The following is an 18,692-nucleotide window of genomic DNA, read 5'->3' on the forward strand; positions in this document are numbered from 1 at the left end:
CGTTGGTGATGTCGTTTCGACGTTTGACGCTGGAGGCGCCGCATTGTTTGCAGCGCCATCTGGTGGTGCCTTTGCTGGTGGTGCCGTTGCGTTTCATTTCACCGCCGCAGTGGCAGCGTGGTTGGTTCTTCGACATTGCGACACCACACCACGCCGCGCATAGCACATCACGGCTGCCACACCGAGGATTTCCCGTCGGGGGCTAGATATATGCTTCCGGAGCATATACTTTCCGGAAACCTACAGGTCAATCCGTGAAAATCCGCGATTCCGGACACACTTTTTGACCCTTAACCCCCGAAAGGTCTCCGGATACATGATCCGGAGACCTTTCGGCACATAAGAGGGACTCGCGTGCCCGTTTCGCCAAAGACTGGAAATAGAAAAGAGCCCGTCCTCTTGAAGGAGTCGGGCTCTTTGTGACTGCGCTGAGCTAATCAGCGAGTCCGCGTACTAATTAGCGGCGGAAGATCGGGTCCAGCACGTGTGCCGGGATGATGTGGTTGTACACAGCGAAGTTGTACGCAGCGAACAGGGCACCTGCAATGGCGGAGCCGATAGCAGCGTAGGTACCCTCACGCCAAGCCTTAGCCCAGGTCGGGTTGGTGGTGTCATCAGCGGTGTTCTCGCCGAAGAGGTCGGCGCCGGTGACCTTCTTGTCACCCTCGGTAGCGTCGCCCCACTTGGAGGACAGGGTAGCGTCGCTGTCGTCCTCCTTGACCTTCTCGTTTGCGGAGGACAGCTCGGAGGAGAGGGAGGTCTTCTCGGTGTTGTCCTCAGCAGCGAAAGCAACGGAGGTGCCAGCGAAAGCAACGGAAGCGGCGGTTGCAGCAGCAACAGCGGCGGTGCGGAAGTTACGCATGAAGTTTAAGCCTTTCGGAAAGTGTGAGTGGGGCGTCTTAGAAGGACGGGCCGTGGACGAAGAAGTTGTAGACCACGCCGATGAGGCCGGCGATGGAAGCGACGGCACTGGCAACGCCTACGCCGTAGAAGGTCTTGGCCCAAGTCGGCTGGTCGCCGATGGTGGTGCACTCGCCAGCTTCGCCCTCATCGCAGTGCTCAGACTTGGAGGAACCAAAGATGGCACGGCCGTCAGCCTCGGTGCCGATGTTGTCGTCCTCGTCGACGTTGAACCAGCCGCCAACCTTGGAGGACAGGGAGCCCTCAGGCTTGTCGTAAGGCTGACCGCCCTTTGCGTCTTCGACAGCTTCGGTGGTGTTGGAGCCGTCGAAGGTGGCTGCGGTGGCAACGGTGGAGCCGCCGAAGGCAACTGCGAGAGCGGTAGCGCCGGCGAGGGCTGCATTGCGGATACGCATATCAAAATTCCTTAATGTCGTACGTGCAAGGCCTCCTGGCGGAGGAGCCTCGATTCACAGGGATAGGGATGAGTTTGGTATCCCCAAAACACACTGAGCCGACAGAGACCATCGACTCGTTCCGGTGTCTGTATAAAACCTATCCAACGGTCAGCCAAAATGCACGCTAGTTGGAGCGTTCTTTTACGCGAGCGGCAGAGGTACCCCCAAATTGGGTTAAACCCTGAAAGCTGGCTGAGTGATGTTGCGGGCGTTAAGGCGGTCTTGTAATGCCAATAGGTAAATAAGGGGAAATTAGTTCAATCGCAGTGTGAAATAAATCACTGAACTATCTGTAACGATCACTCTAGCCACTCTAGTCCCAAAACGGCATTTTCGACGACCTCCGGCAACGCCGGGTGGATCCAATACTGTGAACGGGCGAACGTGCGCATGTCGAGGCCGCAGCTCATTGCGGTGATTAACTGTTGTATGAGAGTGGAGGCTTGCGGGCCCATGAGGTGAGCGCCGAGGAGCTGACCGGTCGAGCGGTCGGCCACGAGCTTGCAGACGCCCGTTGAATCCTCCATGGCCCAGCCATAGGCGACATCGCCGAAGTTCTGTACCTTCACTGTGACGTCGTAGCCCTGCTCGCGGGCCTGGGCTTCGGTGAGGCCCACGGTCGCAATCTGCGGGTGGGTGAAGACGGCGGCGGGAACGTGCTCGTGGGGCATGGGCTGAAGATCCTCTGGGTGCAACAGATTGTGCTGCACTGCTCGCTGCTCCGCGTTGGCGACGTGCTTGAGCATGTAGGGCGAGGAGACGTCGCCCAGCGCCCACACGCCCTCACAAGTGGTGCGGCCGTACTCGTCGACCTTGATGCGTCCGTCCTCGTGCATCTCGATCCCACTGGCGGAGAGATCCATCAGGTCGCCGTTAGGCTGGCGGCCGGTGGCGACAAGGATTGCCTCTGCTTCCAGGACGTCACCGTTATCCAAGGTGAGGCGCACACCGTCTGCGGTTTCTTCCACCGCCGTGGCGCTACCGATGCGGACATCGAAACGCTCTCGCAGGATGTCGTTGAAGCGTGAGCGTAGCTCTTCATCGAGGAAGCGGAGGAATGTCTCCGAGCGGTTGACCACGGTTACCTTGGTGCGCAGGCCGTCAAAGACATGGGCGAACTCCATAGCGATGTAGCCACCGCCGACAACGATGAGGCTGCGGGGCTGCTTATCCAGGCGCATGATGTCTTCGTTGGTATGGATCGGGGCAGTTGCGCTGGCATAGGGCTCAGGTAGTACCGGGCGCGAACCGGTAGCGATGACGATGTTGTCGCCAGTGATAATGTCATCGCCCACCTGCAGGGTCTTTGGTCCGATGAACCGCGCGTGTTGGTCAAAGACCGTAATATTTGGGGTCTCCTCGCCGCGGCGGTACTCTTCGCCGCCTTGGGCGATCAGATCAATGCGGTTGTCGAAGACGCGCTTGACAATGCCCTCCCAGTCCACAGCGTCCACGTGGGCGCTGACGCCAAGGCGCGTGGCTTCACGCGCAGCAAGCGCAACGTCGGCCGCATAGACGTACATTTTTGTAGGGATGCAGCCTACGTTGAGGCAGGTGCCTCCGAAGGTTCCCTTTTCAATGATGGCAATAGATTTATCGTCAAACTCGGGGGAGGGGATGGAGTTTCCCGACCCGGTGCCGATGATGACGAGATCAAAGTGCTGTGCAGAAGTCATGGCGACCATTGTAAAGGTTCTACAGCCGCGGCTTCTGGAGGTCGAAGAGCGCGCAGTGCGCACACTTACTGAGCACGCTGTTCTGCGTTTATCGGCGCAACGACGCGAAGCCACTCGGCCGCGGCATTCAGCGCGTCCTCCAACGGTTCGGGCCGAGAGAGGAAAAGGTCGTGGCGGCCATCTTGGACGACGTGGAGGGTGTAGCGCGAGCTCAGCTCCTTAGCCCAGCGCTGACTTTGCCGGACATCGACGACGACATCGGCCGTGTTGGAGGACTCGCTATAGGGCTGATCAAGTTGTGAGCGCGCCGAGGTCATCGTCAGCAGTGGAACTCCAATGGTGATACGCCCGGAATGGATGGCGTCGAAGCCGTGGAAAACAGCAGCGACCCAGCCCAAGTATTTCGCGTGCCCGCCCAGCGGTTTCAAGCGGCGATCAAAATCCCACTCGCCCTGTTCGTGGGAATGGATGGATTCCCCGTAGGTGGTGAGATCCCCGGCGGGTAGCTCGACGCGTGGAGCGATAGCAGCGCCGGCATAAACTATGCGCTTGACCACCTCATAAGCGCCGTCCGACATTCCCATCATGGCCAGCCAAGGGCTGTTGAAAACGACACCGGCGATACGGCTGAAACGCGCGGGGTCGTGGCGGCGAAGACGATCAAGCCACAGAGCGATGATGGTGCCGGCTGTGGAGTGTCCCATGATGACGACACGTGGGTTGGGGAGGGCGTCGAGGGCCGCGTTGAGGTCGGCATCGTAATACTGCACATCACTGATGTAGTGCCAGGTTTGTCCCTCCCGGCGGGAGCGACCACATTTGCGCAAATCGACTGCATAGAAGGCGTAGCCGAGCTCATAGAAGTAGCGGGCAACGTGCTCGTGGAAGAAGTAGTCTGTCATGCCGTGGACCCACACTAGAGCGGGGCGATCGTCGTGGGCGTTGGCGGCGGGGCTGTAGCGCACGAGAGTCGCGCAGACATCGCCTTCGCCATCGGGATCGGTGCCGAGCTCGAGCGTGGCAGCCTGAAAGTCTGGGCCGAGAAGATCTTCTGACCATTCGAGTTTGTCAAATGTCATGGAGTTCATGATAGGTCGTGCGGTCAGATCCGTTCGGATGGGCGGGGAGCTGAGCTGATATGCCCTGCACCTCAAAAGGGGTGGTGGTTTGGGATTCGGGCATTTATGTTTCGAGGAATGCCTATTTCGCAGGAAGGGGCGTAAGGTGGAATTAATGCTTGACGGATCTTCCTGAGTGGAGGTCTGTATGCCGGCTTGGCCTTAGCATCGTCGAGCGCTTTCTCACCGCGCCCTGCGCACCCACATGCGCAGGGCATTTGACCACATCGAATACATCGACTCTAAGAGGTAATAAGTACAGTGTCCTCCGATAAGAAGACAGCACAAGTAGTAGACGAGGTTGAGGTCGCACTCATTGGTGCAGGTATCATGAGCGCCACCCTCGGCGCCATGCTGCGTGAACTCGAGCCCAGCTGGACTCAGATGGTGTTCGAGCGCTTGGACGGTCCTGCTCTTGAGTCCTCCTCCCCGTGGAATAACGCCGGTACGGGCCACTCTGCACTGTGCGAGTTGAACTACACCCCGGAGAAGAACGGCCGCATTGACGTTTCCAAGGCCCTGAACATCAACGAGAAGTTCCAGGTTTCTCGCCAGTTCTGGTCCCACCAGCTCAACAACGGCATCCTCACTGACCCGAAGGCCTTCATCAACCCGGTTCCGCACGTGTCCTTCGCGCAGGGTTCCATTCAGGTGGATTACCTGAAGCGCCGTTTCGACGCGCTGAAGGACAATCACATGTTCCCCAACATGCAGTTCAGTGATGATGACGCCACCTTCCAGGAGAAGCTGCCCCTGATGTCTGAGGGCCGCGATTTCGGCTCCCAGAAGGTGGCCATTTCGTGGACCGATGCCGGTACTGACGTTAACTTTGGCGCCCTGGCTAAGCAGTTCTTCACCGCAGCTAAGGCTGCAGGCACCGAGATCCGCTACGGCCACGAGGTCGTCGATATTAAGCGTGACGGTTCCAAGTGGCGTGTGGTAGCAAAGAACCTGCACACCGGTGATTACGAAGCTGTCCACGCCAAGTTTGTCTTCGTCGGCGCGGGCGGTTATGCGCTCGATCTGCTGCGCAAGGCAGGTGTCCGTGAGGTCTCTGGTTTCGCGGGCTTCCCGGTCTCTGGCCTGTGGCTGCGCTCCAAGAACCCGGAGCTGGTCAAGCAGCACCACGCCAAGGTCTATGGCAAGGCTGCCGTCGGTGCTCCGCCGATGTCCGTGCCGCATCTGGACACCCGTGTCATCGACGGTGAAGAAGGCCTGCTGTTTGGCCCCTATGGTGGCTGGTCCCCGAAGTTCCTGAAGAAGGGCTCTTACCTGGACCTGTTCAAGTCCATCCGTCCGGACAACATCACCTCCTACCTGGGCGTGGCAGCACAGGAGTTCGGCCTGACCAAGTACCTGGTTACTGAGGTCCTCAAGGACTTCGACAAGCGCGTCGAAACCCTCAAGGAATACGTCCCGAGCGCCGATCCGGCCGATTGGGAGACCGTCATCGCTGGCCAGCGCGTCCAGGTCATTAAGCCGGCGGGTGCACCGCAGTTCGGCTCCTTGGAGTTCGGTACCACCCTCATCAACAACCCCGAGGGCAGCATCGCCGGCCTGCTCGGCGCTTCCCCGGGTGCCTCCATCACCCCGGCCATCATGGTCGAGCTGCTGGAGCGCTGCTTCGGTGAGCACATGATTCAGTGGGGCGACAAGATTCAGGAAATGATTCCGTCCTACGGCACCAAGCTCTCCAAGGACAAGAAGCTCTACGAGGAGATGTGGGAGTACACGCAGAAGACCCTGCAGCTTGAGTCCAAGTAGTCCCGCTTTTCGCTTCGCAGGTAACTCTCAGTAACTGGCAGGAAGCGTCCAGTGCATCGGAACGCTTCGCCAAGGAGGATGCTCCATACTTATGTTGTGCGTTTGAGAGAGCGCATGCGAGAGATAGAGAGAACCCCAGCCGCGCGGGGCGGTCGGCCTGAGAAACCGACTGGGAGCGTGGCAGTGAAAGATAGAGACACACCACCGCCCCGAGACTCCGTTTCCTTTCCTACGGAGAACTCGGGGCGGTGGTGTGTTCCCTTCTGTTTTGCACTCTTAGGTGCCGCAGTAGGTGAGATACCCCTCCGTGCCACCGGGCTGTTCATAGTCCGGTGCGGGGTCGAAGGGGTGGGTCGTGGCCTGGAGAAGGCGGGAGAACTCATCAAGATCGCCCAGCGCGGCTTCGACCAGACGCGGGCGGGGAATCACACGCGGCACGCTTCGCTCGAGTCGCGCAACGTCGGGGCCACTCGCGCAGTAGGCGTCAACGAACTGCGTGCCCGCGAACGCCTCATAAGCGGCTGCCGGTGTACCTGCCGCGGCGCTGACGAGAGCTCGGTGGGCCTGAGTGAGGTCTGGGCTCGCCTCAGTGAGTGCGGTGCTGTAGTCCCGAAAAAGCTCTTCAGGCATCTGCAAGCGCTGCAGTGCTTCGGCTCGCCGTGCTTTCTCGAAGCGTTCCGCAAAGGAATTGATGGCTTCCTGGGCCCAAGCGAGGGCGGAGTCAGGGGAGTCGTCGAGAAGCGGCAGCAGGGATTCAGCGAGCCGCGCGAGGTTCCATCCCACCATGTCGGGCTGGCGGCCAAAGCGGTAGCGGCCCTGCGTATCGATGGAACTAAACCAGGTATCGGGATCATAGTTTTCCAGGAATGCGCAGGGGCCGTAGTCGATGGTCTCGCCCGATAGCGTGGTGTTATCCGTATTCATCACGCCGTGGATAAAGCCCAGCTGCATCCATCCGGCGACCGTAGCGGCTTGCGCATCCATGGCACGGATGAACAATTCCTGATAGTCGGCACCGGGGTAGTGGCGTTCAATGGTGTAGTCAGCGAGCTGTTCGAGCAATCCGGGCCGCTGAGACTGCGCGGCGAAGTGAAAGGAGCCGACGCGAATGTGGCTTGCGGCCACGCGCACCAGCACGCCCGCCTCCTCCACCACTTGGCGTTGAATGGGGCGGCCGGTGGCAAGGACCGCGAGGGGCCGAGTAGTGGGTACCCCCAGGGCATGCATCGACTCGGAGAAGAGATACTCGCGCAGCATCGAGCGCAGTGTGCCACGACCATCAGAGCCGAAGCGCGAGTACGGTGTGGGTCCCGTCCCCTTGGCGTGCAGATCCCACAGACCTGCCGGGTTATGGGGAGCGGTGGGGCCTGTGACCTCTCCCAGTAGGAGAGCGCGGCCATCACCCATGGATGGGTTGTACTGCCCGAACTGAAAGCCGGCGTAGGCCATGGCGTGGGGAGCGATGGGGCCGCGGCCGAGGAGAAACTCCACGCCTTCGTCGCTGCGCAGCCAGTCTGGGTCGAGCCCGAGCGCAGAAGCCAGCTGTTCATTGAGCACCACGATCCGCGCCGCGGGCTGTTCCTCCCCTCGGGCCTCGGAGACGAAGTGGGGCAGGCGGTGGGCGAACTCAGTGTGCAGCTCGAAGGGAAGGGAAGGTTTAGGCATCGCAGGACTCCAGAGTGCCGCGAACGCGCACGTGGACGTTGCCGCCCACCCAGATGTTCCCGCCGTCGTCATCGATGAAGACTCGACCAGCGCGTCCTACCTGGCGACCTTGGGCCGCGGTGTAGCGAGCAGGAACTGCATTCTTGGCGCGGAGGAATTGGGCAGCCCCGCCGTTGAAGGACCCGGTGACGGGATCCTCGAAGTGCCCGGTAATGGCTCGTACTTCATACGCGGGGGCATCACCACCGGTGAGGCCGACCACGCCGACCTTCACGCCAGGCGTGGGTGTGGGGTTGAGTTCGCGTACTGCCTCGGCGGAATCCAGCTGGATGAGGCGCCATCCGGGGCCGTTGTCTACCCAGCCGGAGTCAACGATGCGGTCGACGTCAACTCCGAGAACTGCAGCTGCATCGGCTCGTTCGGCATCGCTGAGAGCCCCCTCGCGCACCAAGGGTGGGGTAGCGAAGGCGAAGCGTCCGTCCTCCTGGCGTACGGTGACTAGGCCTACACCGCATTCCTGAATTAAGGTGCCGCTTTTTTCAAGCAGCTCTGCTGCCACCCGGGCGGTGCCCAGCGTGGGGTGGCCGGCGAAAGGAAACTCTTCGTAGGGGGTAAAGATCCTCACCCGGTAGTCCGCGCGTGGATCCGTAGGCGAGCACAGGAACGTCGTCTCAGAGAAATTGGTCCAGTGCGCGATGCGCTGCATCTCTTCGGTGCTCAAGTCATCGGCATCCGCGACCACGGCGAGGGGATTTCCGCTGAACGGACCAGTGGCGAAGACATCTACTTCAAAGAATCGGTGCTGCATGGACCCCAAGCCTAGTCGCACCGGTGGGTGCGGAGGTCTACGCTGGGCTGCATGAGCGAAGCACTCTTTAGCCGCGTCGAGCCCATCCAAACCATGGCTGATGGGACCGTCAAGCAGGTCAACCCCTTCTCCGGAACGGAGGTGTGGACGGTGCCTGGCCGCGGCAACCGCCCGCTCGCGCATCCAGCACAGGACCCACAACCGCTGGCGGCCGATGCTTTCACGCACACCTGCGCCTTTTGCTCAGGCCGCATGCTGGATACCCCACCGGAAAAGTCCCGTATTCTGGCTTCGGGGGAGATTCAGCGCGGCCTCCTTCCTCACGAGCTGGATGAGTCCGTACCAGCCTTTCGCCGCGTGCCCAACCTTTTTGAGATCGTGTCCTATGACTATTGGCACGAGAACTATGGCTTCACCATGGACCCCGACGTGGCCCGCCACAAGGAGCGCTACGAGTCCGACGAAGCTGGGCGCCTGCATGTGCTCAATGTGGTGCGCACCAAGCTCAAGGCGGCGGGGAAGGATGCCGCGCTGGACGACGAATCCCTGCTCGCCCTCGCCGATGGCTTCTTCGGAGGTGGCCACGACGTCATCATTTCTTCGCGCCACTTTGTGGAGGGTGCGGTCGATGATAGTCAGCTCGCGTCCTCCGGCACGCTGAGCCCCGATGAGCACTTCCTGCTGACAACATTCACTGCGGAATCGACGCGCGAGCTCTACCAGCGCAACCGCTATGCCTCTTATGTCGCCGTGTTCCAGAACTGGCTAGCACCGGCGGGCGCGTCCTTCGATCACCTGCACAAGCAGCTCGTCGCTATTGACGCCTTAGGTATGGCTGCCCACCAAGAAAACGCGATTCTGCGGGCGCACCCGAATATGTACAACGATTGGGCGGTTGGCTACGCGGCAAAGCGCAACCTCGTTATCGCCGAAAACGACTATGCGGTTCTCTTCGCCGGCTTTGGCCACCGCTATCCCACACTGGAGATCTTCTCCAAGTCGCCGCGCTGTGAGCCCTGGGAGCAGACCCCCGGTGAGGTTCGCGGGATGTCGGACCTTATCCACGCAGCGCATGCCGCTGTGGGTCCGGATGTGGCCTGCAATGAAGAGTGGCACCACCGCCCGCCCAGCGTGGATCTGCCGCAGCCGTGGCGTGTGATGATCAAGCTCAGGGTATCGACCCTGGCCGGTTTTGAGGGCGGCACGAAGGTGTACATCAACACCATCGATCCCTGGGGATTGCGCGATCGCATCGTGGATGCCATGTTCCGCCTGCGCGAGCGCGGCAAGATTGCCTCCGGTATCGCGATTGCCACTGAGTGCGAGCTCAAGCGCAACAGCTTGCGCTATAACCCATTGGTTTGAATGGCCCCGCTTCTCCGGAGGCAGATAAATTGATAAATAGATAAATCGGCGAGCGTTGATAAATTGATAAATAGATAAATCAGACCACGAGCACGAGCTCGGTGCCGCGCAATTCGGTGCTCATGCCTGCCTCCTGCGCAATACTGGCCGCATCCTTGAGGGAGGAGACACGCTCACCACTCAGGGCCAGCACGCGTGCGAGCTCCCCTTTGTAGTGCTTGTTGAAGTGAGAGACCACCTTGCGGGAGCCATCCTCTTGCACCGTCTCCACGCGCACGGTGGCGGCGTCCTTGAGCTTGCCCAGTTGCTGGTAGGTGCCCGAGCGCATATCGATGAGGAACTCGTCGGCGTCGACAAGCGCGCGCAGCTCCTCCGTAATGGCCGTACCCCAGCGCGACTTCAGCGTCCGCCCGTCCAGTTTCGTACTACCGGAGAGTCGGTAGTGCGGGATGAGGTCATCGGCTCGCACCAGACCAAATAGTGCATCGCCCACGGCGAGGTAGCTCCGCGCTTCCGGGGGAAGGGTGGGGGCGTCGAGGGCGTCGTACAGCACGCCGGTGAAACGCTCCAGCGCGGGCATGGTCGGGGAGGATGCCAACTCGCGGTTAGACTCGGCTTCCCCACGCAGCTTCTCAGAGAGTTTGAGCACTTCCAGCGCTTCATCGACGTCGAGGGACGACAATTCTGCAGCGATTTCTTGGCGGATCGGATTCAACGCGGGAAAAGAAAGCTCGTCCCAATTCAGGGCCGCGCCGTTGCCGCCGTGTGCTTTGGTCTCAGAAGGAGGGAGGATGATCAGCATGGCTACATGCTAGCGATGTAAACTGAGCAACCATGATTACACGTCTTTCTGAGCTTTTCCTCCGCACTCTTCGTGAGGATCCGGCTGATGCCGAAGTCCCCAGCCACAAGCTTCTCGTCCGCGCAGGCTATGTGCGCCGCGTTGCGCCGGGTGTGTATACCTGGCTGCCATTGGGGCTGCGCGCCATGCGCAAGATTGAAGACGTTATCCGCCAGGAGATGAACGCCATCGGTGGCCAGGAGATGCTGTTCCCGGCGCTGCTGCCGCGCGATCCTTATGAGCAGTCGAACCGCTGGACGGAATACGGCGATAACTTGTTCAGGCTTAAGGATCGCAAGGGCGCAGACATGCTGCTGGGCCCGACCCATGAGGAGATGTTCGCCACCGCGGTGAAGGATATGTACTCCTCCTACAAGGACTTCCCGGTCACGCTGTACCAGATTCAGACTAAGTACCGCGATGAGGAGCGCCCGCGCGCTGGCGTGCTGCGCGGCCGCGAGTTCACCATGAAGGACTCCTACTCCTTCGACATGACGGATGAGGGGCTCGATGAGTCCTATGCCCGCCACCGCAAGGCCTACCAGAACATCTTTGACCGCCTGGAGATTGATTACGCGATCTGTAAGGCCACCTCCGGTGCGATGGGTGGCTCGGCCTCCGAGGAGTTCCTGGCTGTGTCCGAGGTGGGCGAGGATACCTTCGTCCGCGCCACCGAGGGTGATTACGCGGCCAACGTGGAAGCGGTGGTGACCCAGGCGCCGGAGGAGATTCCCTTCGATGGTCTGCCGGAGGCCCAGGAGCACGAGACTCCGAAATCCGAGACCATTGAGTCCCTGGTGGAGTGGGCTAACAGCGCCGGCATTACTGTCGACGGCCACGAGGTTACCGCAGCGGACACCCTCAAGTGCATGATGATCAAGGTGGCCGCCCCCGCAGCTACGGAGGAAGAGAAGGAATGGGAGCTCGCCGCCGTCCTCATTCCGGGTGACCGCGAGCTGGATGAAAAGCGCCTGGAGGCCTCTCTTGAACCGGCTGAGTTTGAGCTCGCCGGTGAGGGGGACTTCAAGAAGAACTCTTTCCTGGTCAAGGGCTATGTTGGACCGCGTGTCCTGAATGCTCACGACGTGAAGGTCTACGCAGACCCACGAGTGGTTTCTGGTACCTCCTGGATTACCGGTGCCGATGCCCCGCAGCGTCACGTCGTTGGTTTGGTGGCTGGCCGTGACTTCACCGTGGATGAGTTTATCGAGGCCGCCGAGGTCAAGGAAGGGGACCCGGCACCGAACGGCCAGGGCACTCTGACCCTGGAGCGCGGCATCGAGCTGGGCCACATCTTCCAGCTGGGCCGCAAGTACACCGAGGCTTTCGACGTCCAGATTCTGGATGAGAACGGCAAGCGCGCCGTGCCGACCATGGGTTCCTATGGCATTGGTGTTACGCGCATGCTCGCGGTGCTGGCGGAGCAGCGCCACGATGAGAAGGGCCTCAACTGGCCGGTGGCTGTGGCCCCGTACCAGGTGCACGTGGCCGTAGCGAACAAGGATGCCGCTGCCCTCGAGGCAGGCCAGAAGCTGGTGGAGGATCTGGACCGTGCGGGCGTGGAGGTGCTTTTCGACGATCGCCCCAAGGTTTCCCCGGGCGTGAAGTTCAAGGACGCGGAGCTTCTGGGCATGCCGTTCATCGCCATCCTGGGCCGCGCCTTTGCCGACGGCATCATTGAGCTGCGCATCCGCGGCGGCGAGACCCGTGAGGTCCCCGCAGACTCCATCGTGGACACCTTAACGGAGCTCATCCGCGGCTAGGTGCGTTAAGCGCGTAGGCTCGCGGGTATGAGTTCTCACAACCCCGCAGTGACATATTCAATGGCTGCAGCACTCTCTGCCATGGGAGTGCTGCATTTTGCTAAGCCGAAGCCCTTCGAGTCCATCATCCCGCCACAGCTTCCAGGGTCGGCTCGCTTCTACAACTTCACCTCTGGCGCCTGGGAAGTGGTGACCGGTGCACTCCTGTCGAACCCATCGACGCGGCCTGCAGGCGGCCTTTCAGCCCTAGCTTTGCTCGCTGCCGTGTGGCCGGCGAACTTCTACCAGGCCTACAGGGACTTAGAAAGCGGCAAGGCATCAACCGGCAAGAAGATCTACCACGCGGTGCGTCTGCCGTTGCAGATTCCGGTCATGCGCTATGCCTGGTCGCTGTACGCCGAAAAGAACGCCAAACGTCGGTAGCTCAGGAAAATCGAGCTCGCGAGGGAGGAATTAAGCTGCACTGATGCGGTGAGATTGGGCGGCTACAGAAATAAGCCAGCTTCGCCATTCAGCATTGGGTGCCGCTTGGTCGGGCACCTCCTGTGAAGCGGCGGAGGCCCATGTCACCGTGTCACTATGCGCGACGTCGTCAAGGAACGCGCGCGCTGAGGCGGCGTCTACGGGCAGCTCACCGGAGGTCGAGGTGTAGGCCGCTGCGGGCTGTGGCACTGGTCCGATTTTGGCTACTGCTTCTTGGAGCGCGAGGACGCGGTTCTCGTGCAGAGCGAGGCGCTCATCAACCAGCTCTTCGACGTCAGGTGTGACATAGGAACGAGCAAAGTCCAAGGCATACACCTGCCGGTATTCCCAGTCCAAGAGTTCGGTGGCGAGGTCAGCGTCATCCTCCGTCAGCTCCGGCACAGCGCCCGGTTCATCGGTGGAGCGGGCCTCCATTGCGATGGCTTGGGCGACGAGCAAGGGCCGAGATTCCGGGGAGACCGCGTCAAGTTGCTCTTCAATCGATGAAGAAGCTGCGGCAAGCACGGCAGCCGCATCAGTGGCCTCGTATGCTTCACCCTCACGATTCACTTCGCAGGAGCGCGGAACGTGTCCTTCCTCGTCGCGGCCGCAGAGGCGCTCAATTTCGGAGTAAAGCTCGTCTGCGTGCTGCGCGCGCAGGGACGCGGCATCGGGATCGAGTTCCTGCAGTGCGTGGGCGTCGGCGCTGGCATCGTGAGCCAGAGAGGTCAACGTAGGGTCCGCGTGGGGGCCAAAATAGTCCACGATCGCGTCGGTGGCTTGGCAGCCGCCCAACCATGGGGCGGCGCAGACAAGGAGGGCGGGCACAACTACTCGGCGGTTCACGCGATAGACCCTACCCGTGTGACCTAGTCTAGAGCGCATGGCATTCCCAACACCCGCACAACTGACCGAAATCCTCCAGCCTGTTGCCGCCGCACGCGGCCTCGACATCGAAGATGTGAAGACTACACGAGCTGGTAAAAAGTCGCAGGTTATCATCCGCATTGATGGTGATGAGCGTCCGAGCTCCGATCTCATCGAGGAACTTTCGCAGGAGATTTCCGAGTTTTTTGATGCACAGGAGGAAGCGGGCACTCTTAACTTTGGGGCAGGCTACACCCTAGAGGTCTCGACCCCCGGCGTGGATTTTCCGCTCAGCGCACCACGCCATTGGCGTCGGAACCAAGGAAGGCTGGTCGGCTATGCGTTGAGCGACGAGCCCGGCACCACCCGTGTCGCCAGAATCGGTGCTCTCTCCGCGGACGAAGAATCAGTGGCGCTCATCACGACCGTGAAGAAGGAGGTGCGCTATCAGGTCGAGCGATTGGAAAATGTGAGCCGTGCAGTGGTAGAAATTGAATTTGCTCAACCTTCAGCACAGGAGCTGGAGGCGGCAATGCAGACGTTCGACTTCGCCGAGCAGAACTCGGCAACCCGAGAGGACTAACAAGTGAATATTGATCTAGAGGCACTCCGCACGATTCAGCGCGAGCGAGGCGTCCCGGTGAAGGACCTGCTCGAGGCAATCGCGGGTGCCCTTTTGTATTCCTACCTGGATCACCGTGCTGAGTCCGCTGAGACGAAGGCGGAGGGGACAAAGTCCCGCGTGGATATCGACGCCGATACCGGCGCCGTTGCCGTCATCGTGACGGAAAGCGATCTGGAGACCGGAGAGGTCGTCAGCGAGTACGACGACACCCCGGATAACTTTGGGCGCATCGGCGCCCAGGCTGTCCGCGATGCCATCCTGCGCAAGCTGCGCGAAAACGAAGCGGAGCGGACCTATGATTCCTATTCAGAATTGATCGGCACGGTGGTGTCGGGCGTCGTCCAGCGCGATATCCATGCCAACAAGCGCGGCGTTATCGTGGTGCAATTGGGTACCGAGCACGATTCGCAGGATGCTTTCCTGTTGCCGGCCGAGCAGCTGCCGGGGGAGAAGCTTGAGCACGGTGACCGCGTTAAGGCTTATGTCGTGGGTGTAAACCGCAACGGGGCGAAGGTGCAGATTACGCTGTCGCGTACCCACCCAGAGCTGGTTCGCGGCCTCTTCGAGCTGGAGGTCCCTGAGGTGGCCGACGGCGCAGTAGAGATCATCGCCATCGCCCGTGAGGCAGGGCACCGCTCCAAGATCTCCGTTCGCGGCCAGGCCAAGGGCCTCAACGCCAAGGGTGCATGCATCGGCCCGAAGGGTTCCCGCGTCAGCAACGTGATGCGTGAGCTCGGCGGTGAAAAGATCGACATCATCGATTACAACGAAGACCCAGCCGTCTACGTGGGTAATGCTCTCGCACCGTCGAAGGTCGTGCGCGTAGAAATCCTCGACGAGGAAGCACAAGTAGCCAAGGTAACCGTACCGGATTACCAGCTCTCGCTCGCTATCGGCAAGGAAGGGCAGAACGCTCGCCTCGCAGCTCGCCTGACCGGATGGAAGATTGATATTCACTCCGATGCCGCTCGTGACTAGCTTTCCAACCAGCCTGCGGTGGGATTAAAGGTTTGGCCTATTTTCGCGTAGACTAGACAACGGCCCACATGCAGGAATGCTGTGGCGTAGTAGTAGTGGTGATTCGACGTAAGGAGTGGGATGTCTCAGGGACAGCGACTCCGCACCTGTATCGCCACGCGTCAAAAGCATCCCGACACGGAATTGCTCAGGGTTGTCGTCGATAGGGACGATCCCACAGGAAGCCGTGTTGTTCCGGATCCGTGCCGCCGCCTCCCCGGCAGGGGGGCGTGGATTAGGCCAGATCTGGAGGCAGTAGAGCTGGCGGAGCGAACCCGTGCCTTCAGGCGCGCGCTCCGATTGTCCACAGACGTGGACACAGGTCACGTACGTGAGTACCTCGCTGCTCAGCAGCAGGTGCAGTCGGCGGGCAACAGCCCGTTCGACCCAGAGTTAAAAAGGAAGACCGAACACTGATGAGCGCACAACCATGAAGCAGCATCAGCGATGAAAGTCCATAGCCATTAACTAGGGGTCAAGCCGTATTCCGCGGCCTTGGCTCCTAGAAAGATTAAAGAGGAGACAAGTGCCCGGAAAGCTACGTGTACACGAGTTGGCAAAGCAGCTCGGGGTAACCAGCAAGGAACTGCTCGCCACGCTGAAGGAACAAGGCGAGTTCGTCAAGACCGCATCCTCGACCATCGAACCGCCGGTGGTCAAGAAGATGCGCGCACATTATGAAGCTAAGGGTGGCAACGACAAGCCGGCGGAGAAAACCGCGCCGGCAGCCTCCCCGGCCTCTGCTGCCAAAAAGGCGGCAGAGAAGAAACCAGCAGAGAAGCAGCCGGCTACCGCCGCTAAGCCTGGTCCGAAGCCGGGGGCAGCGCCGAAGCCGGGTGCCGCTCCCAAGCCGGGCGGCGCCCCGAAGCCGGGAACTGCGCCTAAGCCGGGCGGTGCCCCGAAGCCGGGTGCACAGCGCAAGAATGCGGACAAGCCTGGCGAGCGCGCAGTTACACCGCGCTCCATGCCGAAGCCTGGTGGTACCCGTCGCGTCGCCAATAACCCGTTCTCCACGGGCGGCTCGAGCGATCGCCCCAGCCCCGGACCACGTCCGGGCGGCAGCAAAGGGCAGCGCTCCGCCGGCAAGCCTGGTGATAACCGCGGTGGCAAGGGCGGAGCACGCCCGCAGGGTGATGGCAATCGCAGCGGCGGACGCCGCCCATCGCCGGCCATGATGCCTTCGCACCCGAACCCGGCCAGCATGCCGTCGAAGGCCGCAGGCAGCGGCGGTGGCGGTCGCGGCCGCGGTGGTCGTGGCGGCGGACCGGGCCAAGGCGGCCCAGGCCACGGTGGTTTCCGTGGCGGACGCGGCGGTCGCCGCGGTGGTACCGCGGGTGCATTCGGTCGTCCCGGTGGCGCACCGCGTCGCGGCAAGAAGTCGAAGCGTCAGAAGCGCCACGAGTTTGAAGAGCAGCAGAAGCATGAGGTAGGCGGCGTACGCCTGCCTGACGGCGGCGGCAAGGTAGTTCGCCTGCGCCGCGGTGCTTCCCTGGCTGACTTTGCCGAGAAGATCGGTGCGGATCCCGCAGCATTGGTTCAGGCACTGTTCAACCTCGGCGAGATGGTGACGGCTACGGCCTCCGTATCCGAGGACACCCTGCAGCTTTTGGGCTCGGAGATTAACTACGAGGTCCAGGTCGTCTCGCCGGAGGATGAGGACCGCGAGCTGCTCGAGTCCTTCGACCTGCAGTTCGGTGAGGACGAGGGCGGCGAAGAAGCCCTTGAGAAGCGCCCGCCAGTCGTTACCGTGATGGGTCACGTTGACCACGGTAAGACCCGCCTTCTGGACACCATTCGTAAGACCAACGAAGGTGCGGGTGAGGCCGGTGGCATCACCCAGGGCATCGGTGCCTACCAGACCACGGTGAATCTCGAGGATGGCCCGCGTACCATCACCTTCCTGGATACACCGGGCCACGAGGCGTTTACCGCCATGCGTGCCCGTGGTGCCAAGTCCACCGACTTGGCCATCCTGGTGGTCGCCGCTGATGACGGCGTGATGCCGCAGACGATTGAGGCGATTAACCACGCGAAGGCAGCGGACATCCCAGTCGTTGTCGCGGTCAACAAGATTGATAAGCCGGAAGCTTCCCCGGATAAGATCCGTGGTCAGCTCACTGAGTACGGTCTGGTGCCGGAGGAATACGGCGGCGACACGATGTTCGTGGACATCTCCGCGAAGAACAACATCAACATCGACGAGTTGCTGGAGGCTGTCATCCTGACGGCGGACGCTGCACTCGAGCTCACCGCTAACCCGGATATGGATGCGCAGGGTTCTGCCATCGAGGCTCACCTCGACCGTGGCCGCGGTCCGGTGGCTACCGTCATCATTCAGCGCGGTACGCTGCGCATTGGTGATTCCATCGTGGTTGGCGATGCGCACGGACGTGTGCGTCGTATGCTCGATGAGTTTGGCAACGACGTGGAAGAGGCCGGCCCGTCCCGCCCGGTCCAGGTGCAGGGTCTCAACGGCGTGCCTGGTGCCGGCGACAACCTCTTGGTTGTCGAAGATGACCGCGTCGCTCGCCAGATTGCCGCACAGCGTGACGCGCGTAAGCGTTCTGCTCTGCAGGCCAAGGCCCGCAAGCGCGTCTCCCTCGAGGATCTGGATGCAGTGCTCAAGGAAACTTCGACGCTCAACCTCATCCTCAAGGGCGACAATGCCGGTTCCGTCGAAGCTCTGGAAGATGCCCTGCTGGACATCGAGGTCGACGACGAGGTTCAGCTCAACATCATCGACCGTGGCGTCGGTGCTGTGACGCAGACCAACGTCAGCCTGGCTGCGGCTTCCGACGCCGTCATCATCGCCTTCAACGTTCGCGCTGAAGGCAAGGCGACGGAGGAAGCGAATGCCGAGGGCGTTGACATCCGCTACTACACCGTGATTTACCGCGCCATTGAAGAGGTTGAGGCAGCTCTCAAGGGCATGCTCAAGCCCATCTACGAGGAGCGGGATACCGGTGCGGCGGAGATCCGCGCGCTGTTCAAGTCCTCCGCCGTCGGCACCATTGCCGGTTGTATGGTCACCGAGGGCAAGGTCAAGCGCAACGGCAAGGTCCGCCTCGTGCGCGACGGAAACGTCATCGTCTCCGATGCCAAGATCGAGTCCCTGCGCCATGAGAAGGATGACGCAAACGAGATCAACGCTGGCTACGAGTGCGGTATGGTCCTGTCCTACCCGGACATCCAGGTAGGCGATATCATCCAGGCCTACGAGGAAGTCGAGGTCCCGCGCGACTAATCACATCCGAGCTCTCAGTTCACTAAGAGCGCTCAGATGATAAAGCCCAGCCAGGAAACTTTCCTGGCTGGGCTTTAATCATTTCGGCCGAAAGGTGCAGAATCGGTATCCTAGACTAG

17 protein-coding genes are annotated in these 18,692 nt (G+C 61.1%); 8 read left to right on the plus strand and 9 right to left on the minus strand.

The features are described from left to right. The 5 genes from FME68_RS05250 to FME68_RS05270 form a co-directional block, all read right to left on the minus strand. Positions 1 to 136, minus strand: a 136-nt coding sequence (locus tag FME68_RS05250) for a transposase-like zinc-binding domain-containing protein (RefSeq protein WP_439329288.1), incomplete at its 3' end; no start/stop codon positions are given. 321 nt (positions 137 to 457) lie between these two features. Further along, on the minus strand, positions 458 to 862 hold the full coding sequence (locus tag FME68_RS05255; RefSeq protein ID WP_158396501.1) for a hypothetical protein: 405 nt from the start codon (positions 860 to 862) through the stop codon (positions 458 to 460). Positions 863 to 899: 37 nt separating this feature from the next. After that, positions 900 to 1,316 carry a hypothetical protein gene (locus tag FME68_RS05260; RefSeq protein WP_049155406.1) on the minus strand — a complete coding sequence of 139 codons (417 nt, stop codon included), beginning with the start codon at positions 1,314 to 1,316 and terminating at the stop codon, positions 900 to 902. Between the two features lie 341 nt (positions 1,317 to 1,657). Continuing rightward, entirely contained in the window at positions 1,658 to 3,043 is a 1,386-nt protein-coding gene (gene mtr / locus FME68_RS05265) for a mycothione reductase (RefSeq protein ID WP_046648067.1), read from the minus strand. Positions 3,044 to 3,099: 56 nt separating this feature from the next. Continuing rightward, positions 3,100 to 4,113, minus strand: a complete 1,014-nt coding sequence (locus FME68_RS05270) for an alpha/beta hydrolase (RefSeq protein WP_049155451.1) — start codon at positions 4,111 to 4,113, stop codon at positions 3,100 to 3,102. A 300-nt stretch (positions 4,114 to 4,413) separates the two neighbouring features. Between FME68_RS05270 and mqo the strand changes: the two genes are divergently transcribed. Next, positions 4,414 to 5,916: a malate dehydrogenase (quinone) gene (mqo, locus tag FME68_RS05275; protein ID WP_046648068.1), complete on the plus strand. Its 1,503-nt coding sequence runs from the start codon at positions 4,414 to 4,416 to the stop codon at positions 5,914 to 5,916. 276 nt (positions 5,917 to 6,192) lie between these two features. On the opposite strand, the gene FME68_RS05280 is transcribed toward mqo, so the two are convergent. Both FME68_RS05280 and FME68_RS05285 read right to left on the minus strand, forming a co-directional pair. Then, on the minus strand, positions 6,193 to 7,581 hold the full coding sequence (locus FME68_RS05280; RefSeq protein ID WP_070512658.1) for a protein adenylyltransferase SelO family protein: 1,389 nt from the start codon (positions 7,579 to 7,581) through the stop codon (positions 6,193 to 6,195). After that, positions 7,574 to 8,389, minus strand: a complete 816-nt coding sequence (locus FME68_RS05285) for a PhzF family phenazine biosynthesis protein (RefSeq protein WP_070512662.1) — start codon at positions 8,387 to 8,389, stop codon at positions 7,574 to 7,576. Before FME68_RS05285 ends, FME68_RS05280 begins: the two co-directional genes overlap by 8 nt. Before the next feature lie 51 nt (positions 8,390 to 8,440). Between FME68_RS05285 and FME68_RS05290 the strand changes: the two genes are divergently transcribed. Then, positions 8,441 to 9,754 (plus strand): DUF4921 family protein, encoded by a 1,314-nt coding sequence (locus FME68_RS05290; RefSeq protein WP_180963892.1) that lies wholly within the window; start codon positions 8,441 to 8,443, stop codon positions 9,752 to 9,754. Positions 9,755 to 9,833: 79 nt separating this feature from the next. Here FME68_RS05290 and yaaA read toward each other — a convergent pair whose 3' ends face one another. Then, entirely contained in the window at positions 9,834 to 10,556 is a 723-nt protein-coding gene (yaaA, locus tag FME68_RS05295) for a peroxide stress protein YaaA (protein WP_070515640.1), read from the minus strand. Positions 10,557 to 10,588: 32 nt separating this feature from the next. Here yaaA and FME68_RS05300 point away from each other — a divergent pair, with 32 nt between their 5' ends. After that, positions 10,589 to 12,358, plus strand: a complete 1,770-nt coding sequence (locus FME68_RS05300) for a proline--tRNA ligase (protein ID WP_158396503.1) — start codon at positions 10,589 to 10,591, stop codon at positions 12,356 to 12,358. 27 nt (positions 12,359 to 12,385) lie between these two features. Then, positions 12,386 to 12,781: a DoxX family protein gene (locus tag FME68_RS05305; RefSeq protein WP_158396505.1), complete on the plus strand. Its 396-nt coding sequence runs from the start codon at positions 12,386 to 12,388 to the stop codon at positions 12,779 to 12,781. Between the two features lie 30 nt (positions 12,782 to 12,811). On the opposite strand, the gene FME68_RS05310 is transcribed toward FME68_RS05305, so the two are convergent. Further along, positions 12,812 to 13,666: a hypothetical protein gene (locus FME68_RS05310; RefSeq protein WP_070515635.1), complete on the minus strand. Its 855-nt coding sequence runs from the start codon at positions 13,664 to 13,666 to the stop codon at positions 12,812 to 12,814. A gap of 37 nt (positions 13,667 to 13,703) precedes the next feature. Here FME68_RS05310 and rimP point away from each other — a divergent pair, with 37 nt between their 5' ends. The 4 genes from rimP to infB all read left to right on the plus strand — a co-directional run bounded on the left by rimP (position 13,704) and on the right by infB (position 18,573). Then, complete coding sequence (gene rimP, locus FME68_RS05315; protein WP_070515633.1) at positions 13,704 to 14,270, plus strand: ribosome maturation factor RimP; 567 nt, start codon at positions 13,704 to 13,706, stop codon at positions 14,268 to 14,270. Between the two features lie 3 nt (positions 14,271 to 14,273). After that, complete coding sequence (gene nusA, locus FME68_RS05320) at positions 14,274 to 15,290, plus strand: transcription termination factor NusA (RefSeq protein ID WP_328287727.1); 1,017 nt, start codon at positions 14,274 to 14,276, stop codon at positions 15,288 to 15,290. A 120-nt stretch (positions 15,291 to 15,410) separates the two neighbouring features. Next, the gene (locus tag FME68_RS05325) at positions 15,411 to 15,746 is read left to right on the plus strand and encodes a YlxR family protein (RefSeq protein WP_158396509.1); all 336 of its coding nucleotides are present in this window, start codon (positions 15,411 to 15,413) and stop codon (positions 15,744 to 15,746) included. A 109-nt stretch (positions 15,747 to 15,855) separates the two neighbouring features. Beyond that, a complete protein-coding gene (gene infB, locus FME68_RS05330; protein WP_070512680.1) occupies positions 15,856 to 18,573 on the plus strand; it encodes a translation initiation factor IF-2 in 2,718 nt (905 codons plus the stop codon). The last annotated feature ends 119 nt before the right edge of the window (positions 18,574 to 18,692 follow it).

It is taken from the genome of Corynebacterium hiratae, from assembly GCF_009708045.1.
Taxonomy (GTDB): domain Bacteria; phylum Actinomycetota; class Actinomycetes; order Mycobacteriales; family Mycobacteriaceae; genus Corynebacterium; species Corynebacterium hiratae.

Bases quoted from the DNA above. Each gene is read 5' to 3' on its own strand.
- FME68_RS05290 (WP_180963892.1), top strand. From the start codon at position 8,441: ATGAGCGAAGCACTCTTTAGCCGCGTCGAGCCCATCCAAACCATGGCT.
- FME68_RS05300 (WP_158396503.1), top strand. From the start codon at position 10,589: ATGATTACACGTCTTTCTGAGCTTTTCCTCCGCACTCTTCGTGAGGAT.
- FME68_RS05285 (WP_070512662.1), bottom strand. From the start codon at position 8,389: ATGCAGCACCGATTCTTTGAAGTAGATGTCTTCGCCACTGGTCCGTTC.
- FME68_RS05305 (WP_158396505.1), top strand. From the start codon at position 12,386: ATGAGTTCTCACAACCCCGCAGTGACATATTCAATGGCTGCAGCACTC.
- FME68_RS05270 (WP_049155451.1), bottom strand. From the start codon at position 4,113: ATGACATTTGACAAACTCGAATGGTCAGAAGATCTTCTCGGCCCAGAC.
- FME68_RS05255 (WP_158396501.1), bottom strand. From the start codon at position 862: ATGCGTAACTTCCGCACCGCCGCTGTTGCTGCTGCAACCGCCGCTTCC.
- FME68_RS05260 (WP_049155406.1), bottom strand. From the start codon at position 1,316: ATGCGTATCCGCAATGCAGCCCTCGCCGGCGCTACCGCTCTCGCAGTT.
- yaaA (WP_070515640.1), bottom strand. From the start codon at position 10,556: ATGCTGATCATCCTCCCTCCTTCTGAGACCAAAGCACACGGCGGCAAC.
- rimP (WP_070515633.1), top strand. From the start codon at position 13,704: ATGGCATTCCCAACACCCGCACAACTGACCGAAATCCTCCAGCCTGTT.
- FME68_RS05325 (WP_158396509.1), top strand. From the start codon at position 15,411: ATGTCTCAGGGACAGCGACTCCGCACCTGTATCGCCACGCGTCAAAAG.
- mtr (WP_046648067.1), bottom strand. From the start codon at position 3,043: ATGGTCGCCATGACTTCTGCACAGCACTTTGATCTCGTCATCATCGGC.
- FME68_RS05280 (WP_070512658.1), bottom strand. From the start codon at position 7,581: ATGCCTAAACCTTCCCTTCCCTTCGAGCTGCACACTGAGTTCGCCCAC.